The organism is Aquimarina sp. MMG015 (genome assembly GCF_018100855.1).
Lineage (GTDB): Bacteria > Bacteroidota > Bacteroidia > Flavobacteriales > Flavobacteriaceae > Aquimarina > Aquimarina latercula.
Map to the genome: position 1 here is coordinate 256,564 of NZ_JAGJEB010000001.1, position 24,938 is coordinate 281,501.

Annotated in this window: 7 protein-coding genes; all 7 read right to left on the bottom strand. The window is 35.7% G+C overall.

Annotated elements, in window-relative coordinates; translation table 11 throughout:
* Window positions 1–2 precede the first annotated feature (2 nt).
* The 7 genes from J8L88_RS01190 to mnmG all read right to left on the bottom strand — a co-directional run bounded on the left by J8L88_RS01190 (window position 3) and on the right by mnmG (window position 24,908).
* A complete protein-coding gene (locus tag J8L88_RS01190) occupies window positions 3–14,972 on the bottom strand; it encodes a T9SS type B sorting domain-containing protein (RefSeq protein ID WP_211059743.1) in 14,970 nt (4,989 codons plus the stop codon).
* Between the two features lie 57 nt (window positions 14,973–15,029).
* A complete protein-coding gene (locus tag J8L88_RS01195; protein WP_211059744.1) occupies window positions 15,030–18,140 on the bottom strand; it encodes a PorP/SprF family type IX secretion system membrane protein in 3,111 nt (1,036 codons plus the stop codon).
* A gap of 3 nt (window positions 18,141–18,143) precedes the next feature.
* Window positions 18,144–20,192, bottom strand: a complete 2,049-nt coding sequence (locus tag J8L88_RS01200) for a gliding motility-associated C-terminal domain-containing protein (RefSeq protein ID WP_211059745.1) — start codon at window positions 20,190–20,192, stop codon at window positions 18,144–18,146.
* A gap of 658 nt (window positions 20,193–20,850) precedes the next feature.
* Window positions 20,851–21,372 carry an OmpH family outer membrane protein gene (locus J8L88_RS01205; RefSeq protein WP_027394497.1) on the bottom strand — a complete coding sequence of 174 codons (522 nt, stop codon included), beginning with the start codon at window positions 21,370–21,372 and terminating at the stop codon, window positions 20,851–20,853.
* 229 nt (window positions 21,373–21,601) lie between these two features.
* A complete protein-coding gene (locus J8L88_RS01210; RefSeq protein ID WP_211059746.1) occupies window positions 21,602–22,450 on the bottom strand; it encodes a bifunctional 2-polyprenyl-6-hydroxyphenol methylase/3-demethylubiquinol 3-O-methyltransferase UbiG in 849 nt (282 codons plus the stop codon).
* 107 nt (window positions 22,451–22,557) lie between these two features.
* Window positions 22,558–23,037, bottom strand: coding sequence for a hypothetical protein (locus J8L88_RS01215; protein WP_211059747.1), 480 nt, complete (start codon window positions 23,035–23,037; stop codon window positions 22,558–22,560).
* Window positions 23,037–24,908, bottom strand: coding sequence for a tRNA uridine-5-carboxymethylaminomethyl(34) synthesis enzyme MnmG (mnmG, locus tag J8L88_RS01220; RefSeq protein ID WP_027394500.1), 1,872 nt, complete (start codon window positions 24,906–24,908; stop codon window positions 23,037–23,039). Before mnmG ends, J8L88_RS01215 begins: the two co-directional genes overlap by 1 nt.
* Window positions 24,909–24,938 lie beyond the last annotated feature (30 nt).

A 24,938-nucleotide genomic window follows, 5' to 3' on the forward strand; every position in this document is an offset into this window, starting at 1 on the left:
TATTATCTATATAAAGTAAAGTGACCTGTAAACTCTCTGTTATCAATGTCATTAAGAATAATGGTAAACCAATAATCTCCTGATGGCAACTCACTTCCTTGGTAAATTCCATCCCAACCGTTATTGGTTCCTTGGTCTCCAACAAACTCAGCTAATAATCTACCATATCTATCGAATACCTTAACTTCCATATCATCAAAGAAGAATGGATCTCTAAACGGATCTTGTCTAGGATACCAGGTATCATTTGTACCATCACCATCAGGTGTAAAGTAATTCGGAATGATAATGTTAATAAAAATCAATTCTTGAACTCCAACTACCTCACAACCCATATTATCTACAACTCTTAATGCATACTCCGCAGTTTCATCAATAGAGAAAATATTATCATCTAATTCTCTATAATCCGCATCGGTTAAATCATTCACCGTTTGCCCATTAGGTATGATTGCTACAAAATAAGTGTAATCTCCACTACCTCCTGTTACAATAATTTCATACTCATTAGGATCCTGAGGATTATTTGTCATCTGAGCAATTGGTGTTGCTAAAGGAATATATTCTTCTATTGTTATTGATCCTAAATCAAACACACATCCTGTAGGAGTATAAGTCATAGTTCCTTGATATTCTCCTGGTTGTACAATGAATGTTGGAGATAAACTATCTCCTGGACTCACACCTCCATCTAGTGATACTAGGTTGTAAAGAATATCAGTGTCTACAGAGTCATCGCCTAAAATAAAGTCTATGTAATATATAGGTGGTTGATTTATCGAACCATCTGTATTTATTATTGGACAATCAACTCTAGGACTCATTACTCCATTAAGAATAGCTCCTTCTGGAATATCCACTGGTAAGTTTATTCTACAATCATTAGCATCTCTAATAAAGATCGTAGTAGTTCCGCCTGGAAGGTCCATATAAGTCAACACTCCGTCCATAAAATCTCCATCATTATTTGTGATATTTGTTGAATACGGTGGTGTACCTCCGGTAATATCGATAGTAACCGCTCCATCACTATCACCAAAACAAGTTTCTGGCGTTATTGCTCCCACAATATTAGCCATTAACTGATCAGGCTCACCGATAGTTACATCATATACTTGTCCACAACCATTAGCATCCTGTGCAAATACCTGATACGTTCCAGGAACTAAATTGGTAAACGTATGTTGGTTAGGAACATTGTCCGATTCATCGTTAAAGAATTGACCTGGATTTGTACTTATTGCAAAAGAATAATCTGGTGTACCTCCAGCCGCAAATACAATAATAGATCCATTATCCTCTCCGAAACAAACCACATCTGTAATTTGAGGTGGAATATTTTCAAACTCCGCAGGATTTATAATATCGAAATCTACTTGAGCAACACAATTTCTATCACTTCTTACTAAATATGTATAGTTTCCTGGTGGTAAGTCAATAAATTCACTATTATTTTGAGGACCCCAAGTTTGAGTAGTAGTATTATTCGTTAACTCAAAAATATAGTCTCCAATACCTCCGGTAACAGTAGCATTAATAACAGCTGTAGCTTCATTAAAACAGTTAATATTTGCAGCAGTTGTATCTAAAGCAATCATTATCTGATTAATTGGTATTACAGGAACTGGCGAAGATAATTGAGATCTACAACCATTTACATCCTCTACAAAGAATTGATACTCTCCTGCTCCAAGGCCTGTAAAAATTCCAGATCCTCCATTTGCTACTTCATTACCATCTTGATCAACGTAATAATATTCAATGATTGCTACATCACTTGTTCCACTGATTGTTACATCAATTGTATTAATATCACACGTAACTTCTGTAACACTATCTATACTAACAGTAACTTCATTTGGCTCATTTATAATAGCAGTAGTTGTCGCTGTACAATTTAAATTATCAGAAACTGTAATCGTATAAGTTCCTGCACCTAGATTATTGAATACATTAGTAGGCTGTGGTCCACTAGTAGTAACTCCATCAGGGAATGTTAAAGTATACAAATAAGTTCCTGGTCCTTGACCTCCACTAGCAACAACAGTAATACTACCATCAACATCCTCAAAGCAGGTAACACTGCTATCCGCTATTGGATCAACAATTATAGCATTAGGTGACTGTATGGTAAACTGCTCATCATCGGTACATCCTTGACTATCTTCAGCAGTAACCGTATACAATCCAGCAGTTAGATTTTCGAATAACCCTGTTGTATTAGAAATAGCGCCAGGAGTTAACGTATATGTAACTGTTCCTTGTGCTCCAGTAACAGACGCTTGGAAAGATCCATCACTACCAGGAACACAAGACTCTACTGTGTTGATAGCTGATATCGCTGTTACAATTGGTGCACCAGGTCCTGTAATTGCAACAACATTCGATCGTTCTGTACACAATGGATCCGCGGTTTCCACAATTTCTACAATATATACACCTTGTGGTAAATTAACCGGTAAAATATATGGATTTGGATCCGTTGTTGTATCTCCTGTTCCGGAGAACGCTGTTGGATTCCCATTTTCATCAAGAATTGTAAAATTATATGGTCCTGTATATCCAGTTATCGATATATTGATCGTACCATCTGCATCTCCTAAACAAGTTTCAGGTGTTTCCTCAGCAGCTACCAATTCTACAAAATCGAATTGATCAATTTCATGAGTAACAGTAATCGTACACATCGTAATCTGATCTGTAATTCTAAATGTATAAATACCTAAAGGTCTTGGTAACACAAAATTAGCTGTTGACACACCAGCAGGTGTATCTACAGGTGCAGGTGGATTAATCACTGTACCAGTATTGTCAATTAATTCAAACAAGAAATCCCCTGAACCTCCCTGTACAGATATAGTAACTTCTTCATCAACAGCACAAGTGATATCTGTTACGATAGCAACAGCAGGATTTGTCATTATTGGGAATGGTGCTACTGTTTCCGTTTCAGTTACAGGATTTGTAGCACAGCTATTACTATCCGTAACTGAAATTAAATAATCTCCTTCTTCATCAGCAGTAATTTCATAATCTATTTCAGGAGTACCTAAATTAGCGTCAGCGATATCTAATTCAGTTACAACTACTCCAGAAGGTGTTTCATAAGAAATACTATATGGTGCAGTTCCAGCTGTTATTGTTACAGTAATTATAGGGAATACTGAACTATTATCTGGAGCACAGCTATATGCACTTTGAGAAATTGCTACAGCAACTTGCGTAGCATTCGCAACCGTAATAGCAACCTGACCAGAACAACTTCTATCTGAGGTTACCACAACTACGTAATCTCCAAATGGTAAATCAGTAAATACTGGATTATCTATTTGATCAACTCCAACCTGTTGCGCTAAATCAGGGTTTCCTGTTCCATCATCAACATATATTTGATATGTGTAAGGACCATCTAAATCAGTACCTGTTTGTAATGTCACGGTAACTGTTCCATCAGTCGCTCCTATACATGATACAGCAGTTGACGTTGCAGATGGAATAGGATCCAACGGCACCGTTAATTCTGGAACATCTATTGTAATTGTACACGGCGTAGTAATCGCAGCGATATTAACATCTGTAATTTCCACTATATAATCACCCGCAGCGATTGGAGTAAAAATATTATTTCCTACCTGAGGTCCAGCAACAATTGCATTTGTAGCTTCATCTCTTAGGGTAAAAGTGAAATTACCTGGATTGACAGCAAAATCTGATCCACCATTAACTGTTACTGTTATTGTTCCATCAACATCTCTACAAGTAGGGTCCGTCGTGAAATCTGCAGTAGCAGTTAATTCTGGTAATATCGTTATTGATTCCACATTAGAAGGACATCCATTTTCATCATATGCAGTAACCGTATAAGTTCCAGGAGTAGCTACAGTGAATGTATGCGCAGTACTTCCGTTATTAGCATCTTCTATAACACCTGTATCTAATTGGAATCTTAATATTCCTGAACCTGGCGGTACCGGAACATTACTAGTTCCTGATGCAGATATTACATAACTTCCATCATGAGTACATACATCATCCACCGTAAGTGGATTAAGTACAGGATTATCAGTTCTATTTACCGTAACCACTATAGAAGCAGGATTAGAAGTACAGGAATTATCATCCACAACACTAATTGTATAATCGGTACTAGTGCCCGTAACAGGTAAATCAAATATTCCTGTTGTGTTTGTAGTTGTAAATGTTCCTCCACTTGGCACATCTGTTGCAGTAAAAGTATAAGGAGATGTTCCTCCAGAAGCTATTACTACAACTCTTCCATCTTCATTACAATTTGCATTAGTATTAGAATCTAAGGCTAATAGTAATTCTGTAGGTTGAGCAATATTGACAACATTAGACGTATCATTACAAGTAGAAACAGGATCTATAATTGAAACCTGAATACTTCCTGCTTCTAAACCAGTTATGGTAATAGGGTTCTGTACAGTGGTATCTGCACCTATAGGGCCTGTAACGGTTCCTGTAGTCGTATTTGTTACTGTATAATTATAAGGACCTGTATGCCCTGTAACAGTAAGTTCAATATTTCCGGTAGCATCTCCAAAACATAGAATATCTGGAGTAACTACTGCAATATTTGCTTCAATAGTATCATATGGCAATATTTCATAAGGAGCTGTATCAATTGAACAACCAGTTCCTGTATCCGTGACTCTAAAGATATAATTACCAACTCCAGGAAGGAAGAATGATGCACTAGTAGTAGTAGCACCTCCTGACGCAACTCCTAATTGAGAAGGAACTGCTCCATTAATTTCAACAAAATCATAAGGTCCTGTTCCTCCAGTTACAGTAACTGTAACTTCTTCAGTATTTGTAGCACAATCTATTGGTGTTACCTGATTAACTACCGCGTCCGTCATTATCGGGAATGGAGGTATATTAAACGGCACCAATACATTTGGACAATCATTAGTGTCAAAGATTGTGAATGTATAATTACCTGCTTCATTTGCTATAATCTGAATACCTGCTATTCCCGTATCCGTATCCAATGTAGCTGGATCTACTGGTCCAACTGTATTTCCTGATGGATCTGTATAAGATATAGTGTATGGTGAATTACCTCCAGCAAAGTTATCTACAGTAATTACAGGAAGATTTATCGCAGCACCAGTACATCCATAAGGTGTCTCCAATGCTACAGTTGCTACAGGAAGTGAAGGTTGGTCTATAATATAATCTTCAGTATCCAAACAAATCACATTTAAAGCTCCGTTTGGCTTAGTAACCCTTACTTCAATAGTATATGTTCCAATACCTAAACCTGAGAATACAGGACTTGTTTGGAATGGAGTTACATCTGCTATCGGTGCAGAAATTCTATATTCATAAATAACCGCTGGGTCAGTATCCGTCGATGCAGCTGTTAATGCTGCCGTTATAACACCATCCGTATCACCTATACAAGTAACAAAAGTAGTTTCAGGTACAAGTACTGGAGGCGTCGGAGCATCTATACTTACCGGAGCAGAGAACGAACAAAATGGTGCAATAGTTCCACGTCCATCATCCGTAGCAACTACGATATAATCACCTGGAGCAACACCAGTATAAATTCCATTAATATCACCCGTTACATTTCCTGTTGGTGTTCCAGTTCCGTCTTGTAGTACATATGTTAATGTCCCTTGTACAACACCTGATGTAATTGTTGTAGTAATAACACCTGTAGGGTTTTCACAATCTGGAGCAGTTGTAAATGCTGCACTAATAACTAGTTCGTCATAAACCACAACCGGAAGCGTATCTACAGAACAACCTGTTTCATCTGTAATTGTTATTATATACGATCCAGGAGTAGATACAATAAATTGGTGATTATTATTATCTATACTACCTGTAACCGCAGTTCCTCCATCAATTTGATACAATAATGTTCCAAGACCTGTACCATCTACATCAATTACATTACTATTATCATATGCACAATCATCAATAAAACTCGCTGTAACAGTTGGTAGTGGATTTACCACTACGGTAACATCTACAGGGCCAAAACTACATCCATTAAGATCTGCTACCCAAATATCAAAATCTCCCGCAGTATTACCTAGATCAATTGTGTTATCATTTAATGGATACGTACCTGGATCACCAGCACCATCGGCCACTACAGCATATGTATATCCATCCGTAGTTGGTGGTATTCCAAAAGGTGTACCACCATCAGTATCCATTATTACCTGTGCATTAGTACCACAACTATTAGCTGGAGTAAGATTAGTAGCTACAGAAATTAATGGATCTGGGATATCTATTTCAAAATCTACTCTGTTCGAACATAAAGTTCCATCATCTTCTCTAACAATCACATAATATCTCCCTGGTGGGAAATTAGAAATTGTAACTGGAACTGTCGCAGGAGATACTACCGCCGAAGTACCAGAAAAAGCTGCTCCTAAAGAAACATTTGTAAACTGATCAAATACTTCCCATGAAACAGATGTAACAGTAGCATCATATCCAGAAATATCAAAACTTATTTCCCCATCATCCAGTGCTGGCACCTCATTACATGTAACATCCGTCGACACAAAATTAATAATATCTGGATCAGACGGAGGCGTTACAGGTGGCACCAACTCCTGATACAAACAACCCGTAGCGTTATCTCTTACTTCTAAGATATAAGTTCTATTAAATTGAAGAACATCAAAAGCACCAGCAGTCATTCCTCCATATCGATGAATTCTTATTGGGTTAGTAGGAGTTGTAACCGTAGCGTTCAATGGTTCATCATTTAAAGGAACAAACGTACCTAAAGGTCCAGTTTCTCCAACAATACGAATATCAAATCCTAAAGGTGGATTTGTAGTGTTATCCTGACCAACACCTCCAACAACATCTATATCAAAAATTACACCGGCAAGACAATTACCAGTTGCAACAACATTCTGAACTAAATCACTTGGTGGTGAAAATATATTAAACGGCCCTATAGGATCCGGGTTAGAAACGCAACCATTATCATCTTCTACAAAGATGAAATACTGACCAAAATTTAATCCTTCGAATCGAACTGTTGTTGAAGCACTTAGTACAACAGGATTCGTTGAAGTAGTATTAGTAGAAGGAACAATAGGTCTTATTGAAACATCACTTGCATCTACCAATGTATAAGTATATGTTCCTGAACCACCACCTATTTCTAAATCTATCGCTCCTAACTCTGTAACAATAACAGATCCACCACAAGTAACAGGTGTTTCTGTTCTACTTACCTCCAAAATTTCGTCCGGTGCAGCAATTTCTACAGTTCCTGGATATAAACATCCTCTACTACTTCTTACAGTAAAGTTATAAGTATTCTCTACTAAATTAGGGAAAGTTATTTGAGTACCTGTAATTGCCACAAATGTTCCTGTATTTCCGAAATCAATTTCATAAGGGGTTTCTGTTCCTGTCACAGTTACTACAGCAGTACCTGTGTCACCAAAACAATCTACATTTACAGTTGGTGCTGTGATTGTCGGAGCAACCGGATCTGTAACTGTAAAAGGAGAAGTAGTAAATGTACATCCTCTATCATCAGTAACTCTAAAAATATAAGTTCCAGCTCCTGAAGTAGCTACATAATCAACAAATGGTGTAGTACCATTAGTAATATGATCTACAAAAGCACCTCCATTAAATGAAACCGCAATGTCATAAGGCGTGTATCCTCCATTCACAACAAAAGAAAAAGAAGCATCAACAGGAGTACCTGCAGCATTACAAGTAATATCCGCCACCTGGGTAACATCAAGTGAAACCGCCTCTGCAATAGTTTCAGTAAGTGTTACTGGACAACCATTACTGTCTGTTATTGTAATTGTATACGTACCTGCTTGTGTTAATGCAGGCGTTGTAGTAAAAGTAGTAACGGCACCCACATTAGTGTCTGGTATCACTATCGTTCCACCTAATGCAACATTATATATATAATCTGGGGTTCCAGAGTTTGTTCCGTCAATGTTTATCGTAAAACTTACTGTCCCATCATCCAAACAGAAATCAGAACCCGTATCTACTGTAGCTGCTATCTGTGGTAATTGATTAATATCTAAAGTTTGTGTAGCAGATACACAAGAATTACTATCCGTTACTATAATTTGATACCCTGTTCCATTAGGAACATTTAAATAAGGATCAGTAACTGGTCTACTTGGACCAACAGCTGTTCCTCCTGAATCATTTAATATCCAAGTGTAACCAACACCACTTCCACCCATCACATTACTAATGGTAACAGTACTTGTATTAGCAACACAATCTTGATCAATAGGATCTATAGTAAACGTAATAACATCAGGTTCTCCAATAATTACTTGATCTGTTGCTGTACAATTAGTTCTTTCATCTGTAACTAAAATATCATATGTTCCAGCTGCCAATATATCTCCTGTTGGAATAGTTGCTGTGTTTTGACCTGTTGCTTGCGCAACAATAGTTCCTCCTATAGAAACCTCGTATTCATAAGTCTCTGTTGTTAAATCAATTCCTGAAACTGTAAATGATAATTCTCCTGTACTTTGTCCATTACACAATGGCTCATTAACTAAGGTAGCATTCACTGCTATTAAATCAATAGTAGGAACCGTAAAAGTTTCAGTATATACACATCCATCCGTATCTGTTCTAGCTAAAAAAGTATATGTTGTTCCAGAGGTTAACCCTGTAAACACATTAGATACCTGAGGACCTACTGCTATTGGAGCTGTAATTTCATACATTACAGTGCTCGTTCCATCTAAAGTTGGAGTCAATGTAACATCTGCTTCTAACGCAGGACATTGAACTTGTGTCGCAGCAAAAGAAAGATCAGTAACTTGCACTAATGGATCAATTGTTAACTGACCTAAGTTTATTGGACAAGAAACTGTATTTCCGTCTCTAATAAACAATGTATAAGTACCATCTGTTAATCCTGTAAATATTCCTGTTGTATTACTAAAGTCTACACCATCTATACTATATGCATATGGCGGTGTACCGTTTGCAGGATTAGATACCGTAATCGTTCCTAATTGAGGAGTTGTACTTGATCCTGTAGCATCACATCTATACTCTTGGGTAATAGCTATATCTGCTGTTATTGCAACTGGAGCAACAATTGTAGCGTTGACATCCAATGTACAAGCAGGACTTGCTCCTGATCCATCAGTTATAGTTATTGTATGTGGTCCTACTGGAACATTGTTAAACGTTATTGGTCCGGTTCCAGTTGGTCCTTGCGTAGTGGTTGCATCTCCATCCAGTACATAAGTAAATGGTCCTTCTCCCGCGGTAACCGTAATTTCTATACTTCCGTTATCTGTAGGACAATCTGGATTTGTAACTACAGGAGCACTTGTAGCAATAGTTTCGTATGCTGTAACAGTTTCTGGATTAGAAAAAGCTGTACATCCTTGATCATCCGTAACCTGAACAACATATGTTCCTGGTGTCGAAATTGTATGAGGAGATGTAATATTTGCTTGCACCAATGTTGGTGGTGAACCTTGAGCATATAAATCAAACTGAGTATACACTGTACTTCCTCCTGCAGGAGTAAATGTTATGTTCGCATCTTCATTACAATTAATATCATTTGCCAAATCAGCGGTGATCGTCAACTCCGGATTTATTGTAAATGCCAATGCTGCAGTCGAACAATTTGTTGCTGTATTTGTAACAATTACCGTGTAATTTCCTGGTGTAAGATTAGGAATTTCAAAAGTATTTACCGGAGCAGGTGTCGCAACTGGTAAAAACGTTATTGCAACTCCAGTTCCTCCATTAAGGCTATACTCAAAAGGACCTAAAGGAGTAGGTATTCCAGGAGTAATTGTTACCCATTGCGTTGCTTGATCTGTTCCATCGTAGCAATTATCTCCTCCTGTCGCCAGTACTATTGTTGGCGAAGCAGACTGCGTAATTGATTCAGTATTATTAATCTCACAAGCGGCTGCAGAATTACCATCTCTAACAAAAATAGTGTATGTGTCTACTGCAAGCCCTGTAAATATATTATTAGTGTTAGGATAATCTACGATTACTCCGCCTCCACTATCCAATAATCTGTATTGATAGTTTCCTCTACCACCACTTGCAGTTACAGTAATAGTACCTGTATTGGCACCACAATTTGTCTCTGTAGCTACTGTTGTAAAAGTAAGTGGTGTTGCTGGTTCTGTTACATCTACCATTGCTGTATCAGAACAGTTTAATGGTGAGCCTGAACCTCCAGGATTCGTATCTGTAACCGTTATTGTATATGTTCCCGCAACTAAGCCGATAACATTTACCGGACTTGTAGTGATACCATTACCAGAATCAACTGTAGTTCCACCCAATGTAACGGTGTAATCAAAAGAAGTGCTATTTGTTACTGTAAAAGATAAGGCTCCATTATTTTCTCCAACACAAACAACAGGAGTAGTTTCTACAGCACTTGTTATATCTATAGGATCAATTACATCTACTCTATAATCATCATTAAAAGTACATTGATCATCACTTCTTCTGGCGGTAATGGTATACGTAATACCTTGAGCTATTGTATAGGTATTCGTAGTTAAAAAACCTGTGTTTCCCGTAGCACCTGTGCCAGTAGCGGGATCAGGAGACACATCATATTCATAGACCACTCCAGCAGCTATATCAGCAGCTGATAATGGAGGTTGTGCCTCGAAACTAACTTCTGAACTTTGAGAAGTACAATCACTATTTCCTGGTGTAAAAGTAATAGAGTCAATAGAAACAAGTGCAGGTACGTCTATAACAAAAGGAGCAGCACAATCTGCACTTCCTTGGTTTCTAATGTATATTGTATAAGCCCCATCTATACTTACCAAAATATCAAATGGAGTAGTTGTTACATTTGTAAAAGTAACATTATCTAAACTCCACTCATAAGAACCAGAACCTCCTGCTATATTATCTACTTGAATAATAGCATCTTCGCTACCAACGATACAACTTAATGGTCTTTCAAGAGTTACATCCGCTGTGATTCCTGTTGGGGAACTAATAGAAAATCCATATTGTGTAACTGGACATATTATTGCCTCTGGTACTGGAAAAGAACAGTCAGGATTTGTAATTGCAGGTGTAGTATTAGCATGGGTTACTTGAACTACATATGAATTACCATCAGGAACTCCCGTAAATGTAATCGTTTGACTTCCTGTAGAACTAATATCATTAACCAAAGTCCATAAACTTGGATCTTCATCACTCGGATCAGCAGGATCACTAATACCGTTACCACAATTTGGATCCGCAGCACAATCCCAAAGTTGATATGTATATAATCTTCCTGCTACCGTTGGTGAAACATCTACCTGTATTTGTCCTGTATCTCCAGGACAAGGAGGTTGTGTAACAGTAACATTGTCAATTACAATTGGCTCATATGGTGATATATTATCAATACTTGCAGAAATAACACAAGCTGGTGAACCACTAGGAATACTATTATCACTTATTCTAAATGTATATGTAGTAGCTGGATTTGCAGGACTAGGAATCTCGAAAATATTACACGCTACAAAATTACCATCACCGTTATCATATAAATAATCACCTGAACCATTTAAAACATTTACTTGAACTAAAGCTCCACTATCACAAGTTTCAGGTGCTAATAATACCACTTCCGCGTCAAAAGCTGGAGCAGGATTAATCGTAACAGTTGCATCAAAAACACACTCTGGTGTTGGCCTATTTGAAATTACCTCTACAGTATACGTACCTGCTGGTAAATTATTTTGTGTATAATTACCGTTGTTTGCACTACTATTAGGTACAATTATAGGATCTGCGGCTCCTAATGCAGCACTTGAAATCGTATATTGATATTCAGGTATTCCACCTGTAACAGTTATATTAATTCTTCCAAAACCTGTTCCATTATCATCATTAACACAAGATGGGTCAACTCCTGTAACACTAAATGTTGGGTCAATCGAAGGAACATTTATTGTTTCAGAATACTCACATCCTGGAAAAGTAGTATCAATCGCATACACAGTAACATCACCGGCAGTAGATATAGGAAAAACACCAGTGGTATTTGTATAAGGACCTCCAGATGTTAAACTAAACGCAAAATTAGTAGGTACATTTATTACACTAACACTACCATCACTACCACATTCTATTGGGTTCATGGTTAAGTCTGGTTGGTAATCGTTCTTAAATACACTAAAATAAAATGGTATAATACATCCACCATCAAACTCTGCAAGAATTCTATAATCACCTGCTTCAGAAACAGTATAATCCTCTGTATCTCCTCCTGCAACCTCAACCCAATTGGCATCAGTACAATTACCATCTAACAGGGAACAAGGATCGTTAGGATCTAAAACACATGATCCCGAAGGGGTTAGTCGTTGCCAAGAAATATCATCTAAGCTAGAAGGATCAAAATTAGTTTCGAGTAATTGTGTCTGATCACCACATAATAAAATTTGCGGTATAGGAACACCACTACAATCTTCAGTAACTATGGTCGTGCCATTTACATAATCCAGAACAGGATTCGTAATATCTCTAAAAGCAGTTACTGTAAATTCTTCTGTAAGAGACATACAACTAGGGTCAACACCATCTGTATCTTCTTTAATAACTGTATAAACACCTGTTTGAGGGTTTGGTACATTAAAAAAGTTAACCGTAGTAACTACAGGTGTAGCAATACCAGGCCCCGACCAAGTATATTGATTATAACCTGTACCTGCAACTAAAAGTAACTCATCATCACAAAAAGTTACGTCTAATTGACATGCAGGAACATTAACAAGTATATTAGAAGCTTCGTTTAATTGATCTCCACAAACTCCTAATTGAGAGCTACTAGTAGTACTTCCAAGAGTACCAGACTGTAATCCAGTATAGGTAGCCGTGGCAGAATTTGTAATAACATCGGAACAAGCATCTCTTAATTCTTCACAACTACTTACTAATTGTGCTCTAAATCGTATAAATATTGGCCCATCTCCAACTCCAACTGGTTCGTCATTTCTAGTTTCTACAATACTTGCAGGTATATTGAACTCTAGTACACCTGGTGACGTTTCTGTATAAGTTACTCCAGGTGGTAACGTGGCATCAACTACTCCTAATAGATTTGTATTAGGGGGTAATATATCTGTGATAATAACTGTTCCATCAACAAAATCTTCATTACCAATATTTTCTATTTCTAAATCGTAAAAAACTTCATCTCCCAGTTCGACATTATTTCCGGTTATTTCCGTAGTACCATCTAAATCAAAAACCTTTTTAATAATTCTTAGTTCAGGCTCTATAATAGTAACAGAAAAAGCATTAAAAAAAACACTATATCGATCTCGATCTGTGAACAACTCAAACGTCGCAGATGTTTGTCCATTACCTACAAGATCTTTTGTGACATTTGGAAGTTCAAAATAATCCATATCAAACCCTTGCGTATTCTCCGAATTAGGAGTTCGGTCTGTAATATAATTACCATCAAAAGATATAGATCCATTAAAAAAATTAGTCGTTGGATTGGCACTTGCATTTCCTTGTCCTAAGGCAGTAAGTCCTCCAGATGTATTCACTATTCTTAATTCATCTCCACCCAAACTAGTATCACCTTCTAATGAAGAAGTACCAAATCTTACATTAACAGGTTCACTAGCTCCTGTAGGTGTCGTAAACCCACTATAGGTAAACTGTAATGGAGTTTGACCACTAAAAATCTGAACAAACCCATCACTCGTACTAATAAACTTAGCCGATTCTTGTTGATCTTCATAAATAGCAACTATAAACCAACCTCCACAGGCACCATCACCACCACTGGTAAAACCTTGTGTAGCATTCATGTTAGCTACCGTATAAGTACCAAAATTATTGTCAGGATCTAATAAACTTGTTACATCCGCATAACAAACATAAGGAAGTTCGTCATTTGCATTATCTCCTAAAGGATTCGTAGGTGTATTTCTATATCCATCAAAAACAACACTGCTTGCCGTTACATCTACATATGTTCCTCCTGGTACCTTAAATTTTATATCTCTAAAATCTGCAGGACCCTGTTTTCTTGGATCTGTAAGGGGTAAGTTGTTTAAAATATCATTTCCTTGATCCGTTGATAGTGTAGCCAGAACTACATTACTCTGTGCCTGTAGTAAAGGTATTAAATCTCCACCGGCAAAATTGGCATTATTTATATCATCATTCCCTACTGATACAGAAGGAATGTTTATTGCCGGACCATTCCCTGTAAGTCTAGGCAAAAGCCCTCCATCATTTACTATTACAACTCCAACCGCACCTGCATTTTGTGCATTAACTACTTTTTCTCTTAGTGAGCAGCTTCCACCATCTCTAATCACAGCTATATTCCCCGATAGCTGAGCTCCATTAGTAATCCCACAACCATTGACAGGTTGAGCTACTACTAAATATGAAGTTACAGGATTTCTTTGTATATCAGAATTGTCATTACTAAACTCCGAGTTTCTGGCAGTATACTGTTGAGCGAGAGGACCGTTATTAATTATTAAAGCTGTATTGGTATCCGAGTTACTAGATATTTCATTATTACTAAAATTATTTGGACTATTACCTCTTGCCATATAATAATTAGCCGACCAATATAATCCGGCATATACTAAACGGCTACAATCTTCTCTAGGTACAGTTAAACCCGCTTCACTAGAGCTAAAAGTAGAGTCATCATTATCAACATCTATAAAAGCCGTAACATAGTTACCATTATTATCATTACCATTATAATTCCTATTTGGATTGGTAAAGGTGGTCCCATTATCATCTTCTATTACACCGACAATATCATTACCGGTCATTACCATGTTTCCTCTAATATTATTGAATTGAGCTCCTGGTCTTGGAGTAAGAGGGACCGATTCTTGCGCACTTATATTACTTATGGTACTGATAATAAATAATATTAACAGTACAGCTTTTTTGGGGAATAGTGTTTTCATAAGCTGCTTTTTATTTGAGTTGAGTTATTCATTCTAATATTTTTTTTGGGGTGCTCACTATTCTATTTTTAATATATATAGATCGCCGTTATATGTATTATTTACGTTAGAAAATAAACTTTGTTTTGCATTATCTAATGTGTCAAATTTGTTTAAATAAACATATATGTAATTATCTTTTGGATTTCTAAAAAACTTAGGCTCCAAACCTTGAGATTTCAGTCTTTCCATTCCTCTTTCAAAATAATTTTCTCTTTTGAAAATATTGGTTATTAAATAATAACCATTCTCTATATTATGTCCTCCGATATAGGATAAACTTTCCGTTAAAACCGTGTCATCTTTTACTGTATCCTTAATCAATCTTGATTCTTGTACTAGCCTTTTTAAAGATTCTACCCTACTCTTAGCAATATTTAATATCCACATATCACCAAAGTATTTATTTCCTATGTTGTTTAAATAATTCTCTGCCGCTTCCTCTTTATTAGCATAATACTTAATTGCAACATATTGATATTGGTTTTCCGGATTTAAGATTACCTGAGAATCATTAAATCCTAAATCTTTTAACTTATTAGTAAAACTTTCTGCGTAAGTTCCTCCTCTAAACACATTACCAATCAAATAAAATCCTTCTGGATATCCTGGTATATATTTAGTAGCATACTTAGCTTCGGGTCTTGTTGCTTCGGCGAACTTTATAAATCTATTTTTAGAAGTAAGTCTTTTAGAGCTTGTAGGGTCATTGTTTTTCTTAACCTCTTCAGCTTCATCACTCATGCTTACTAAAGACTCCAAAAGTTTATTAAACTCTCTCTTATCCAAGTTTTTTGATGATGTTAATAGAGAATCTCTCGATGCAATTAATTTATCAGTAATTCTACTACTATTATCTAACTCCTTTTGTATTTCTTCTAAATCTTCACCACCATCATTTTCAGCCTCTGCTTCCTGTCTCTGTCTTTCTTCTTCTGCCAATCTTGCAGCTTCAGCTTCTTGTCTTTGTCTCTCTTCTTCAGCTAATCTTGCAGCTTCCGCCTCTTGTCTTTGTCTCTCTTCTTCAGCCAATCTTGCAGCTTCTGCCTCTTGTCTTTGTCTTTCTTCCTCAGCCAATCTTGCAGCTTCCGCCTCTTGTCTTAATCTTTCTTCCTCAGCCAATCTTGCAGCTTCCGCCTCTTGTCTTAATCTTTCTTCCTCAGCCAATCTTGTAGCTTCCGCCTCTTGTATTAATCTTTCTTCCTCAGCCAATCTTGCAGCTTCTGCCTCTTGTCTTAACCTTTCTTCCTCAGCCAACCTTGCAGCTTCTGCTTCTTGTTTTAATCTCTCTTCTTCAGCTAATCTTGCAGCTTCTGCTTCTTGTTTTAATCTCTCTTCTTCAGCTAATCTTGCAGCTTCTGCTTCCTGATCTTTTTGTACCGAAACTTCTCTTTCTAGTGTTTTCTGAGACTCTTCTCTTCTTCTCTGCTCTGCCATCTCCAGCTCTAACTTCTTCTGAGCCGCTAATCTTTCTTCCTCAGCCTTTTGCTCAGCTATTTCAACTTCCAATCTCTTCTGAGCAGCCAATCTTTCTTCTTCAGCTTTTTGTTCAGCCATTTCAACTTCCAATCTCTTCTGAGCAGCTAATCTTTCTTCTTCCTCTCTAGCTGCTTGAGCTTCTGCTTGCTTTCTAGCTTCTTCTGCAGCTACTTCTTGTCTCTCAAGCTCAGCAGCTTGTTGGGCAAGTCTAGTTGATTCTTCTGCTTTTCTTCTCTCTTCAGCTTCGGCTTCAGCAGCAGCTTCTTGTTGTTCTGCTTCGGCTTCTCTAGCAGCTTCTTCTGCAGCTATTCTAGCCTCTTCTGCTTGTATTCCTGCAGCTTCTTCTGCTTTTCTTCTCTCTTCAATTTCTAATTCAAGATTTTTCTGAGCAGCTATTCTTTCTTCCTCAGCCTTTTGCTCTGACATCTCACGCTCTAATTTCTTTTGAGCTGCTAAGTCTTCTGCTTGCTTATTGAGTAGTTTTACTTCTTCTTCTCTTTGTAAAGCTAATTCTCTTGCTTTTCTAGCTTCTTCTTCTTTAGCTTCTTGAATAGATCTCTCTAATCTATTCATTGTTCTTTGTGCCTGACTCAGAGAATCTCCTCCTGTCCTCTGTAGTTCTCTTATTATTTTATTTTGATCTAAGATCTCTTTCTTAAGTCTTCTAATTTCAGAGTCCCTCTGTAATGAGCTTTTTGAAGAAATATTTCGCCTTTTGCTTCTACGTTCTTCTTTAGCAAAATTAAACGCCAGTCCAAATTCGTGTGTAGCTCCGAACTCAGCAGCCGTAGCATCTCCACCGATACCTGGTTCAACAGTATAGCCTATAGAAACCACTTTTGTAATATTTGCTCCAATTCCTATAGAACCTCCATAAAAACTATTATAACCTAATTGTGCCCATCCGTATTTTGGTATTTCGAATAACACATTACCTCCATATCTTAAATCCTGTTCACCTGGTTTAGAGGCATAAACCATTCCACGTAATTCATTGTCAATTCTTCTCCAATCTAATTCTGTTGTGTACATTACATGACCAGAATATTCGAAATTATCAGTTAGTAATTCGCTCGCAGTTAGGTTATAAGTAACTAAGTTTCCAACGGAAACACCAACATCGAAATTACCATAATTGAAGTTTACACCAGGACGTAATAAAAACACAGAGCTATTTTCGTAATTATTGATTATGTCATCATTTACTTGTGCCTCATCAAGATTACTTTTTAAAGCACTTTGGGAATAACTTAAATTTACCCCAAACGTAAAATTCATATCTCTGTTAAGTTCTATATTATATGCATAATTTAATGTAGCACCAAAAAACCTAAATATCCCTACATTCTGCTGAAACAAACCAATACCTATTCCTGTTTTTTCCTCGAATCTAGCAGAATAATTAAGAAAATATGTCTGAGAATTATCACTAAAACTTGCTCTAGGGTTTCGATTATATATGTTTATTGAATTTTTATTTTCTCTTACCAAAGAAAAGGTAGGATTAAACATAAATCGATTATACTTAAGAGAATTATGTAACGGAATATCTGAAGGTAATATACCTGATGTATTAGATGATCCATCTTGTGAATGCACAAGATGTGAGCAAAAAATTAATGTGGATATATAAAGTATTTTTTTAATCATAAATTATCTCATTACTGTAATTGTCCCCTTTTTAACGACTGTACTACTTCTAGAAATTATATAATAATAAATAAGTTCACTTGCTTGAGATGCAGAATCATTTGGCCAATCTGCATTATAACCTCCAGTTTTTTGGAAATCTATTTTTCCATTCGATGAATAGATAGTAACTTCTACATCATTTTCGCTAAATGAATTTGGTAAAACCCATGAATCATTTGCAACATTTCCTCCAGGTGTAATAACATTAGGGATTAATTCTGACAATGCTGCTGGTCCTCCAACCACGGCAGTTTGTGTATCAACCGTACATAAAGAAGTACTTATTCTGGCAAAGTAGTTTCCATCTTCTGTTACCGTTAACGTGTTTGTTGTTTCGCCATCTATTAGAACTTCTTCTCCATTTTCAATTACATACCACTCATATGTAAAATTCACATTTAATGGTGCTGTCAATACAACAGACTCTCCAGGTTCTAAAACCGGAGGAGTAATATCTAATATTATATCACTAGATAAAAAATCAATAGGTAAATTATTTGAAACAGTATCTGGTAGACCTCCAGGTCTAAAAACAGCTCTTAATTCAAAACTTCCTCCGCTATCCGAACGACTTACATCTAACGACAAAGAAGTCTCACCAGTTGAGACTCCATCATTAAACCACTCGAAATCGAAAAAATCAAATTGTTCCGTTGTCAATGGAACCCGATCTCCTGTCGAGGTTATTCCGACCATTTCTGTCAATGTTATTGTAATTGGATCCTGTTCACAATCAACCACTTCCTCAGGTGCTATCACAATATCGAATCTTTCTGCTGATCTTATTATAGTTTCTGAAAACAACATTGTCATACATGGATCATCCGGAAATAGTGCATCAATCTCTACTCTATAATCCCCAACTCCATTTGCTGGTACATCAAAAATAATTGTTGGACCTGTTGTAATTCCTTGAATTAAAACATTTGTATCTCTTATCCATCTAAACGTACTACCGATTGGGGCATCAGTTTCTACCGTTAAAGTTAATATCTGCGTAGGTAACAATATCAAACCTTCTGGTAGTGGAACTGTTATGCTTGAACCCTCATTAGTAACTGTTACTAGGTCAGTAATTAGCGTACAATCCTCACTTAATTCTATTCGTAAAGTATACTCTCCACCAAAATCATTATCAGGTAAAATTATATTTGGAGAAATTTCTCCATCCAGTTCTTCACCATCCTTTATCCACTGATAGTTATATGAAAAATCTACTAAGCTTGCTCTTAATTCTTTGAACTCATCAGGGCAAAACGAAAAATCATCATCCGTAACTATAGTAATATCATCAGGATTAATCAACGAAGCATCCACAGCATTCGATCTATTAAGAGGATTGAAAAAGTTATTACATAATCCTAGAGGAACTCTTGCTATATATCTTCCTACTTCTGTGATTATTAAAGATGGGCTGTTTTCTCCGGGAATTATTGCTCCATCCTTTAACCACTCCCATTTCAATGTGTTTACATCTACCGAGTTGTCATTTTCATCTCTAACTTCAACAGCTATCTCCTTAGCAAATGAGGCTACATTACAAAAAATTATCTCATCCCTTCCATTTAAAATTATTTCTAAATTATCATCAAAAAAATGAAATGCTGTTGCATCAGAAATTTCACTAATTATATCAACCTCTGAAGCCCGGACCCGTATTCTAAAATCATCACTGTTAGCATTAGTGGGTACCGATATATCCGTGAAATTGATGTTAGAAGTCGCAGCGGTTCCATTATTTGGACCCGTAACTCTTCCTAATTCTGTTATGTCAGATTGATTTGCAAAACTTCCTGTAGCGTCTGAAAGTTCCAAAATAAACTCATTATTTGTTGGTAATGCATTACCAGGCGATAACTCCGCAGTAAAATCAAAACCATTAGTCAACGTACCACAGGCTTGTGGAGCCGAAGTAAGAGATGGCGGACCGATATTACGCTGCGCTTTGGCAACATGGATTCCCATTGCCAAAACGATCATGACGATTAAGAGGTTAAGTCTTTTATTCATAGCTATCACATCAGTTAAATTTGTGTGAATATATGCAACATTAATCAAGCGATTTGGGGCGCTTGTTGATAATGTTGTTAATATAAATATTGTAAAGTCATAAAATTATGAATTAAAAATTTATATCAAACCAATTTTTCGTTTTTTTTTGTAATAATATTCTTACTTCGTTTTGAGGAGTATGATTACATCTCTAAAAACATAAAGTATTAGTGCTAATTATTTATATTAAAATATTGATAATCAACATTTTACATTAAAAAAATACACCTTAAAAGTTACATAAAAAAGCAGGATTTTACATTTTTTATCGATAAAAATCAAAAATTTTTTGAATGAAAAAGTGAAAAAAAAAATAATTTTTTGATGTTATGCTCACATCATAAACACCTAAAAAAGGCAGTTTTTGCCGATTAAGTGTACTAATTTTTTTAAATTATTAACCAAATTTAACGTTAATTATTACAGAAAAGCTTATCATAAATATCACAAACATGCTTGGAGAAAAAATTGTAATAATTTTCCTTAAATATTGTCTAAAAAGGATGTATTTTTTAATAACAAAAGTTTAAGCAAAAAAAGGGAAAATTCCCTAAATATATACATAAAAAAACCCCGAAATTAGTTCCGAGGCTCTAAACTTTAAACTATCTAAATATTACTCATTAGATGTCTTTTCTCCATTAAGTTCTTCTATAATTTTATCTGTAAGATCCAATTCTTCCTTAGCATAAAACAAGTTTTTCACCTCTGTTTCTCCATAGATATAAGTATATCCATTTTTCTTACCATACTCTTTTATAAAACCTTCTACTTTTGAAATTATAGAATCTATTTCAGCTTGACTACCTTGCTGAATTTCTTGCATTCTTGTTTGCTGTTCTCTTTGTAGGCCCTGTTGTTTCACCATCAGCTCCTGTTCTTTCTTTTCTCTATTCGTTTGAGACATTGATTTCATAATATTTTGGTATCCCTGGACCTCAATCTGAAATTGTTTTGCTTTCTCTTCTAATTCTGCACGTACTTCATTATTCTTCTTAGTCCACTTTTCTTTAGCGGTCTTCATTTCATTAAAATCCGATACCACTTTTGTATTATTTACAAAACCAGTTTTCTCAATTTGTTGATTGCAAGAAGTCAATCCAATTATCGCAACAGCAATCCATATAAAATTTCTCATTATTCTAAAATTTAGTTCTGCGCAAAAATATCAAAGTTAGATTGATGTTATACCCATAAGTACATCAAATTACTCATGTATAAGAAAAAACAATAGCAAAAGAATTTACTATTACAAAAATCAATAATTTTTCATCGAAATTCTGCAATTTTAAGGAGTTTTTACAAAAAACAGAAGGGAATTACCTCAAAACACTAAAAAACACCCTTAAAAGCTCTTAAAAAAGAAATTATCCATTTTTAAGAATATAAACATGAGAAGAATATTCTTTTGATCGTTTTGCCTTAACATTCGAAAGAAAACCAATCCAAAATGCTCGAAAATAGTTCATCGCACCATTTTTATATTTCTCCGATAACAATGCAACATAAAACGAATCGAAAACCAACGGTACGATTTTCTTTAAATAAATATTTTCTTTTGTAAAAAGCTTTTCTATTGACGTTTTAGAAAAATGCCATAAATGCCTTGGTACATCATAAGCCGCCCAAAATGATTTATAATAACCAGCGTCAAATGACCTAAAATTAGGAACTGCTATTATTATATATCCACCAGGTTTTACCAATCTTTTTAACTCCTTTATCTGAATCTCTAAATCAGAAACATGTTCCAATACATGCCACATAGTAACAACATCATAATTATGCGAAGGCAAATCAGTAGTATCTGGTTCTAAAATAATCTTCTTTTTTTGCGCAATTTCTCGAGCTTGTTCATTTGGCTCTACACCTTTTACCTGCCAACCTTTCAACCTAGCTTGCACTAAAAAATCTCCTGTTCCTCCACCTATATCCAAAAGAGTACCAGAACCTTGATTTAAATTTGAAATTAATTTGACCTTTTTATTAAGTGAATATTTCTTAACTAAGTGATAAAGTTTCTCAAAAAAGCTTCGTTTAGAATCCGTATGGGAAATGTAATCCTCACTTTCGTAATATTTACCTAAGTTTTCAACATCAGGTTTAGGCAATGTTACTAACATATCAAGATCCTTATCTTTATATAGTTTAAACTTTTCTCTAGAAACTGTAAAATCTTCACACTCTATATAAAAATCTAATTTTTCCTTATTCATTTTTAAATCGAAAACTATTTTCTTCTAATTACTAATGCTCTTTCGAAATTACACTATCTATTTACTAAACATTTTAAACTCTAATCTATCACATGTTCCACGTGGAACTATAGTTTTGTAGCGTCATAAACTTCTACATCTAACATTTCACTTAACGAATTTGCAATACCCAAAGCTTTTTCATAGTTACTTGTTCTATACAACGTAACTTTTCTATTATCTGTAAAAAACCGTACAGCCAACTTATCATGTCTTTCTTTTGTTCCTATTCCACTCACAGCTCCCCATTCATTACTCGAACTTACGGAACCATAAAAAACAGATATATAACTAGGAAATTCCAATTCCAGCTTAGTTTTAAACAAAACACAACCAAAAACAGAAAACAATTTTTGGTTATTAAAATCTTTATTTATTTTGTAAGATATAGAAAAACCAAAAATCAAGAATGAGCATATAAAAAAAAGTATTCTTCCTGATAATGGTTCAGAATCTAAAAACAATCCAAATACAGAAATAACAAGAACAATTGTGGTAAGAATTTTTCCTTTCAGTGCTCTTTCTTGTTTACATATTACACTTTTCATTATCTACCCATATACACTAATAAAACAGAAATATCACTAGGTGAAACTCCACTAATTCTAGAAGCCTGAGAAATTGTAGCTGGTCTAATCTTACTCATTTTCTCACAAGCCTCGTAAGAAAGAGATTTTAACTTTGTATAATCAAAATCCTTTGGGATTTTAACATTCTCTAAACGATTAAGCTTATCAGCATTATTTTTTTCTTTTTCTATATAACCAGAATATTTAACCTGTATTTCTGTTTGTTCTAAAACCTCTTTGTCCAAATTATTTTCTTCAATATAGCTCGACACTTTACTAAAGCGTTTCATGTCATCTAATGTAATTTGAGGACGTGCAAATATTTTAAACATCTTACCGCTTTGATTAATCGGTGAAGACTTTTTATCTTCTAAAACAGGATTTGCTTCAATAGGTCCAACACTAGTTTCTCTAAAAAAGTTAACAAACGCTGTTGCCTGCTTTTCCTTCTGTTCCATTCTTTTTAATCGCTCATCTTTAGCTAAACCAATTTTATGAGACATTGGTGTTAATCTAAAATCAGCATTATCTTGTCTTAATAACGTTCTATACTCAGCCCTAGAAGTAAACATACGATACGGCTCCTCTGTGCCCTTAGTAATCAAGTCATCAATAAGAACTCCTATATACGCCTCGCTTCTTTTTAGTGTAAACTCGTCCTCTTCTCTTACCTTAAGAGCAGCATTTATACCCGCCATTAAACCTTGCGATGCTGCTTCTTCGTAACCAGTAGTACCGTTAATCTGTCCAGCAAAAAATAATCCTGAAACCAATTTAGTCTCTAATGTGTGCGTTAATTGCGTTGGTGGAAAATAATCATACTCTATTGCATATCCAGGTCTAAAAAACTTTACATTTTCAAATCCTACAACAGATCTTAACGCTTTAAACTGAACATCCTCTGGTAAAGATGTAGAAAAACCATTTACATAAACTTCGACTGTATTCCAACCTTCTGGTTCGATAAACATTTGATGTCTTTCTTTATCAGCAAATCTATTTATTTTATCCTCAATCGAAGGACAATATCTTGGTCCAATACTTTTTATTCTACCATTAAACATCGGTGATCTATCAAAACCTTCTCTTAACAAATCATGCACTTCTGTTGAAGTATATGTCATATAACAAGATCTTTGATTCACCAATGGTTTAGATAAATTAGAATAGCTAAACTTTTCAGGATTATCATCACCTGGCTGCTCTGTCATTTTAGAATAATCCAATGACCTACCATCAACTCTGGGTGGTGTCCCAGTTTTCATTCTTCCTGAATCAAATCCTAAATCAACTAGCTGTTCTGTAATTCCTGTAGCTGCTCTTTCACCAGCTCTACCTCCACCAAATTGCTTTTCACCAATATGAATCAATCCATTCAAAAAAGTTCCATTAGTTAACACAACAGTCTTGGCTTTTACCTCAATTCCTAACGAAGTTCTTACACCTTTGATTTTATCATTTTCTACAATAAGTCCACTTACCATATCCTGATAAAAATCTAAATTCGGCGTTTGTTCTAATAAAAGCCTCCACTCTTCTGCAAACCTCATTCGATCGCTTTGAACCCTTGGACTCCACATTGCTGGTCCTTTTGACTTATTCAGCATTTTAAACTGAATGGCCGTTCGATCACTTACGATACCACTGTATCCTCCTAACGCATCAATTTCTCTAACAATTTGTCCTTTTGCGATTCCTCCCATCGCAGGATTACAACTCATTTGAGCTATATTCTGTAGGTTCATTGTTATCAACAACGTACTACACCCTAAATTTGCGGCTGACGCCGCAGCTTCGCTCCCAGCGTGCCCAGCACCAACTACTACTACATCATACTCTTTATCAAACATAACACTATAATTTGTTCCACGTGGAACACT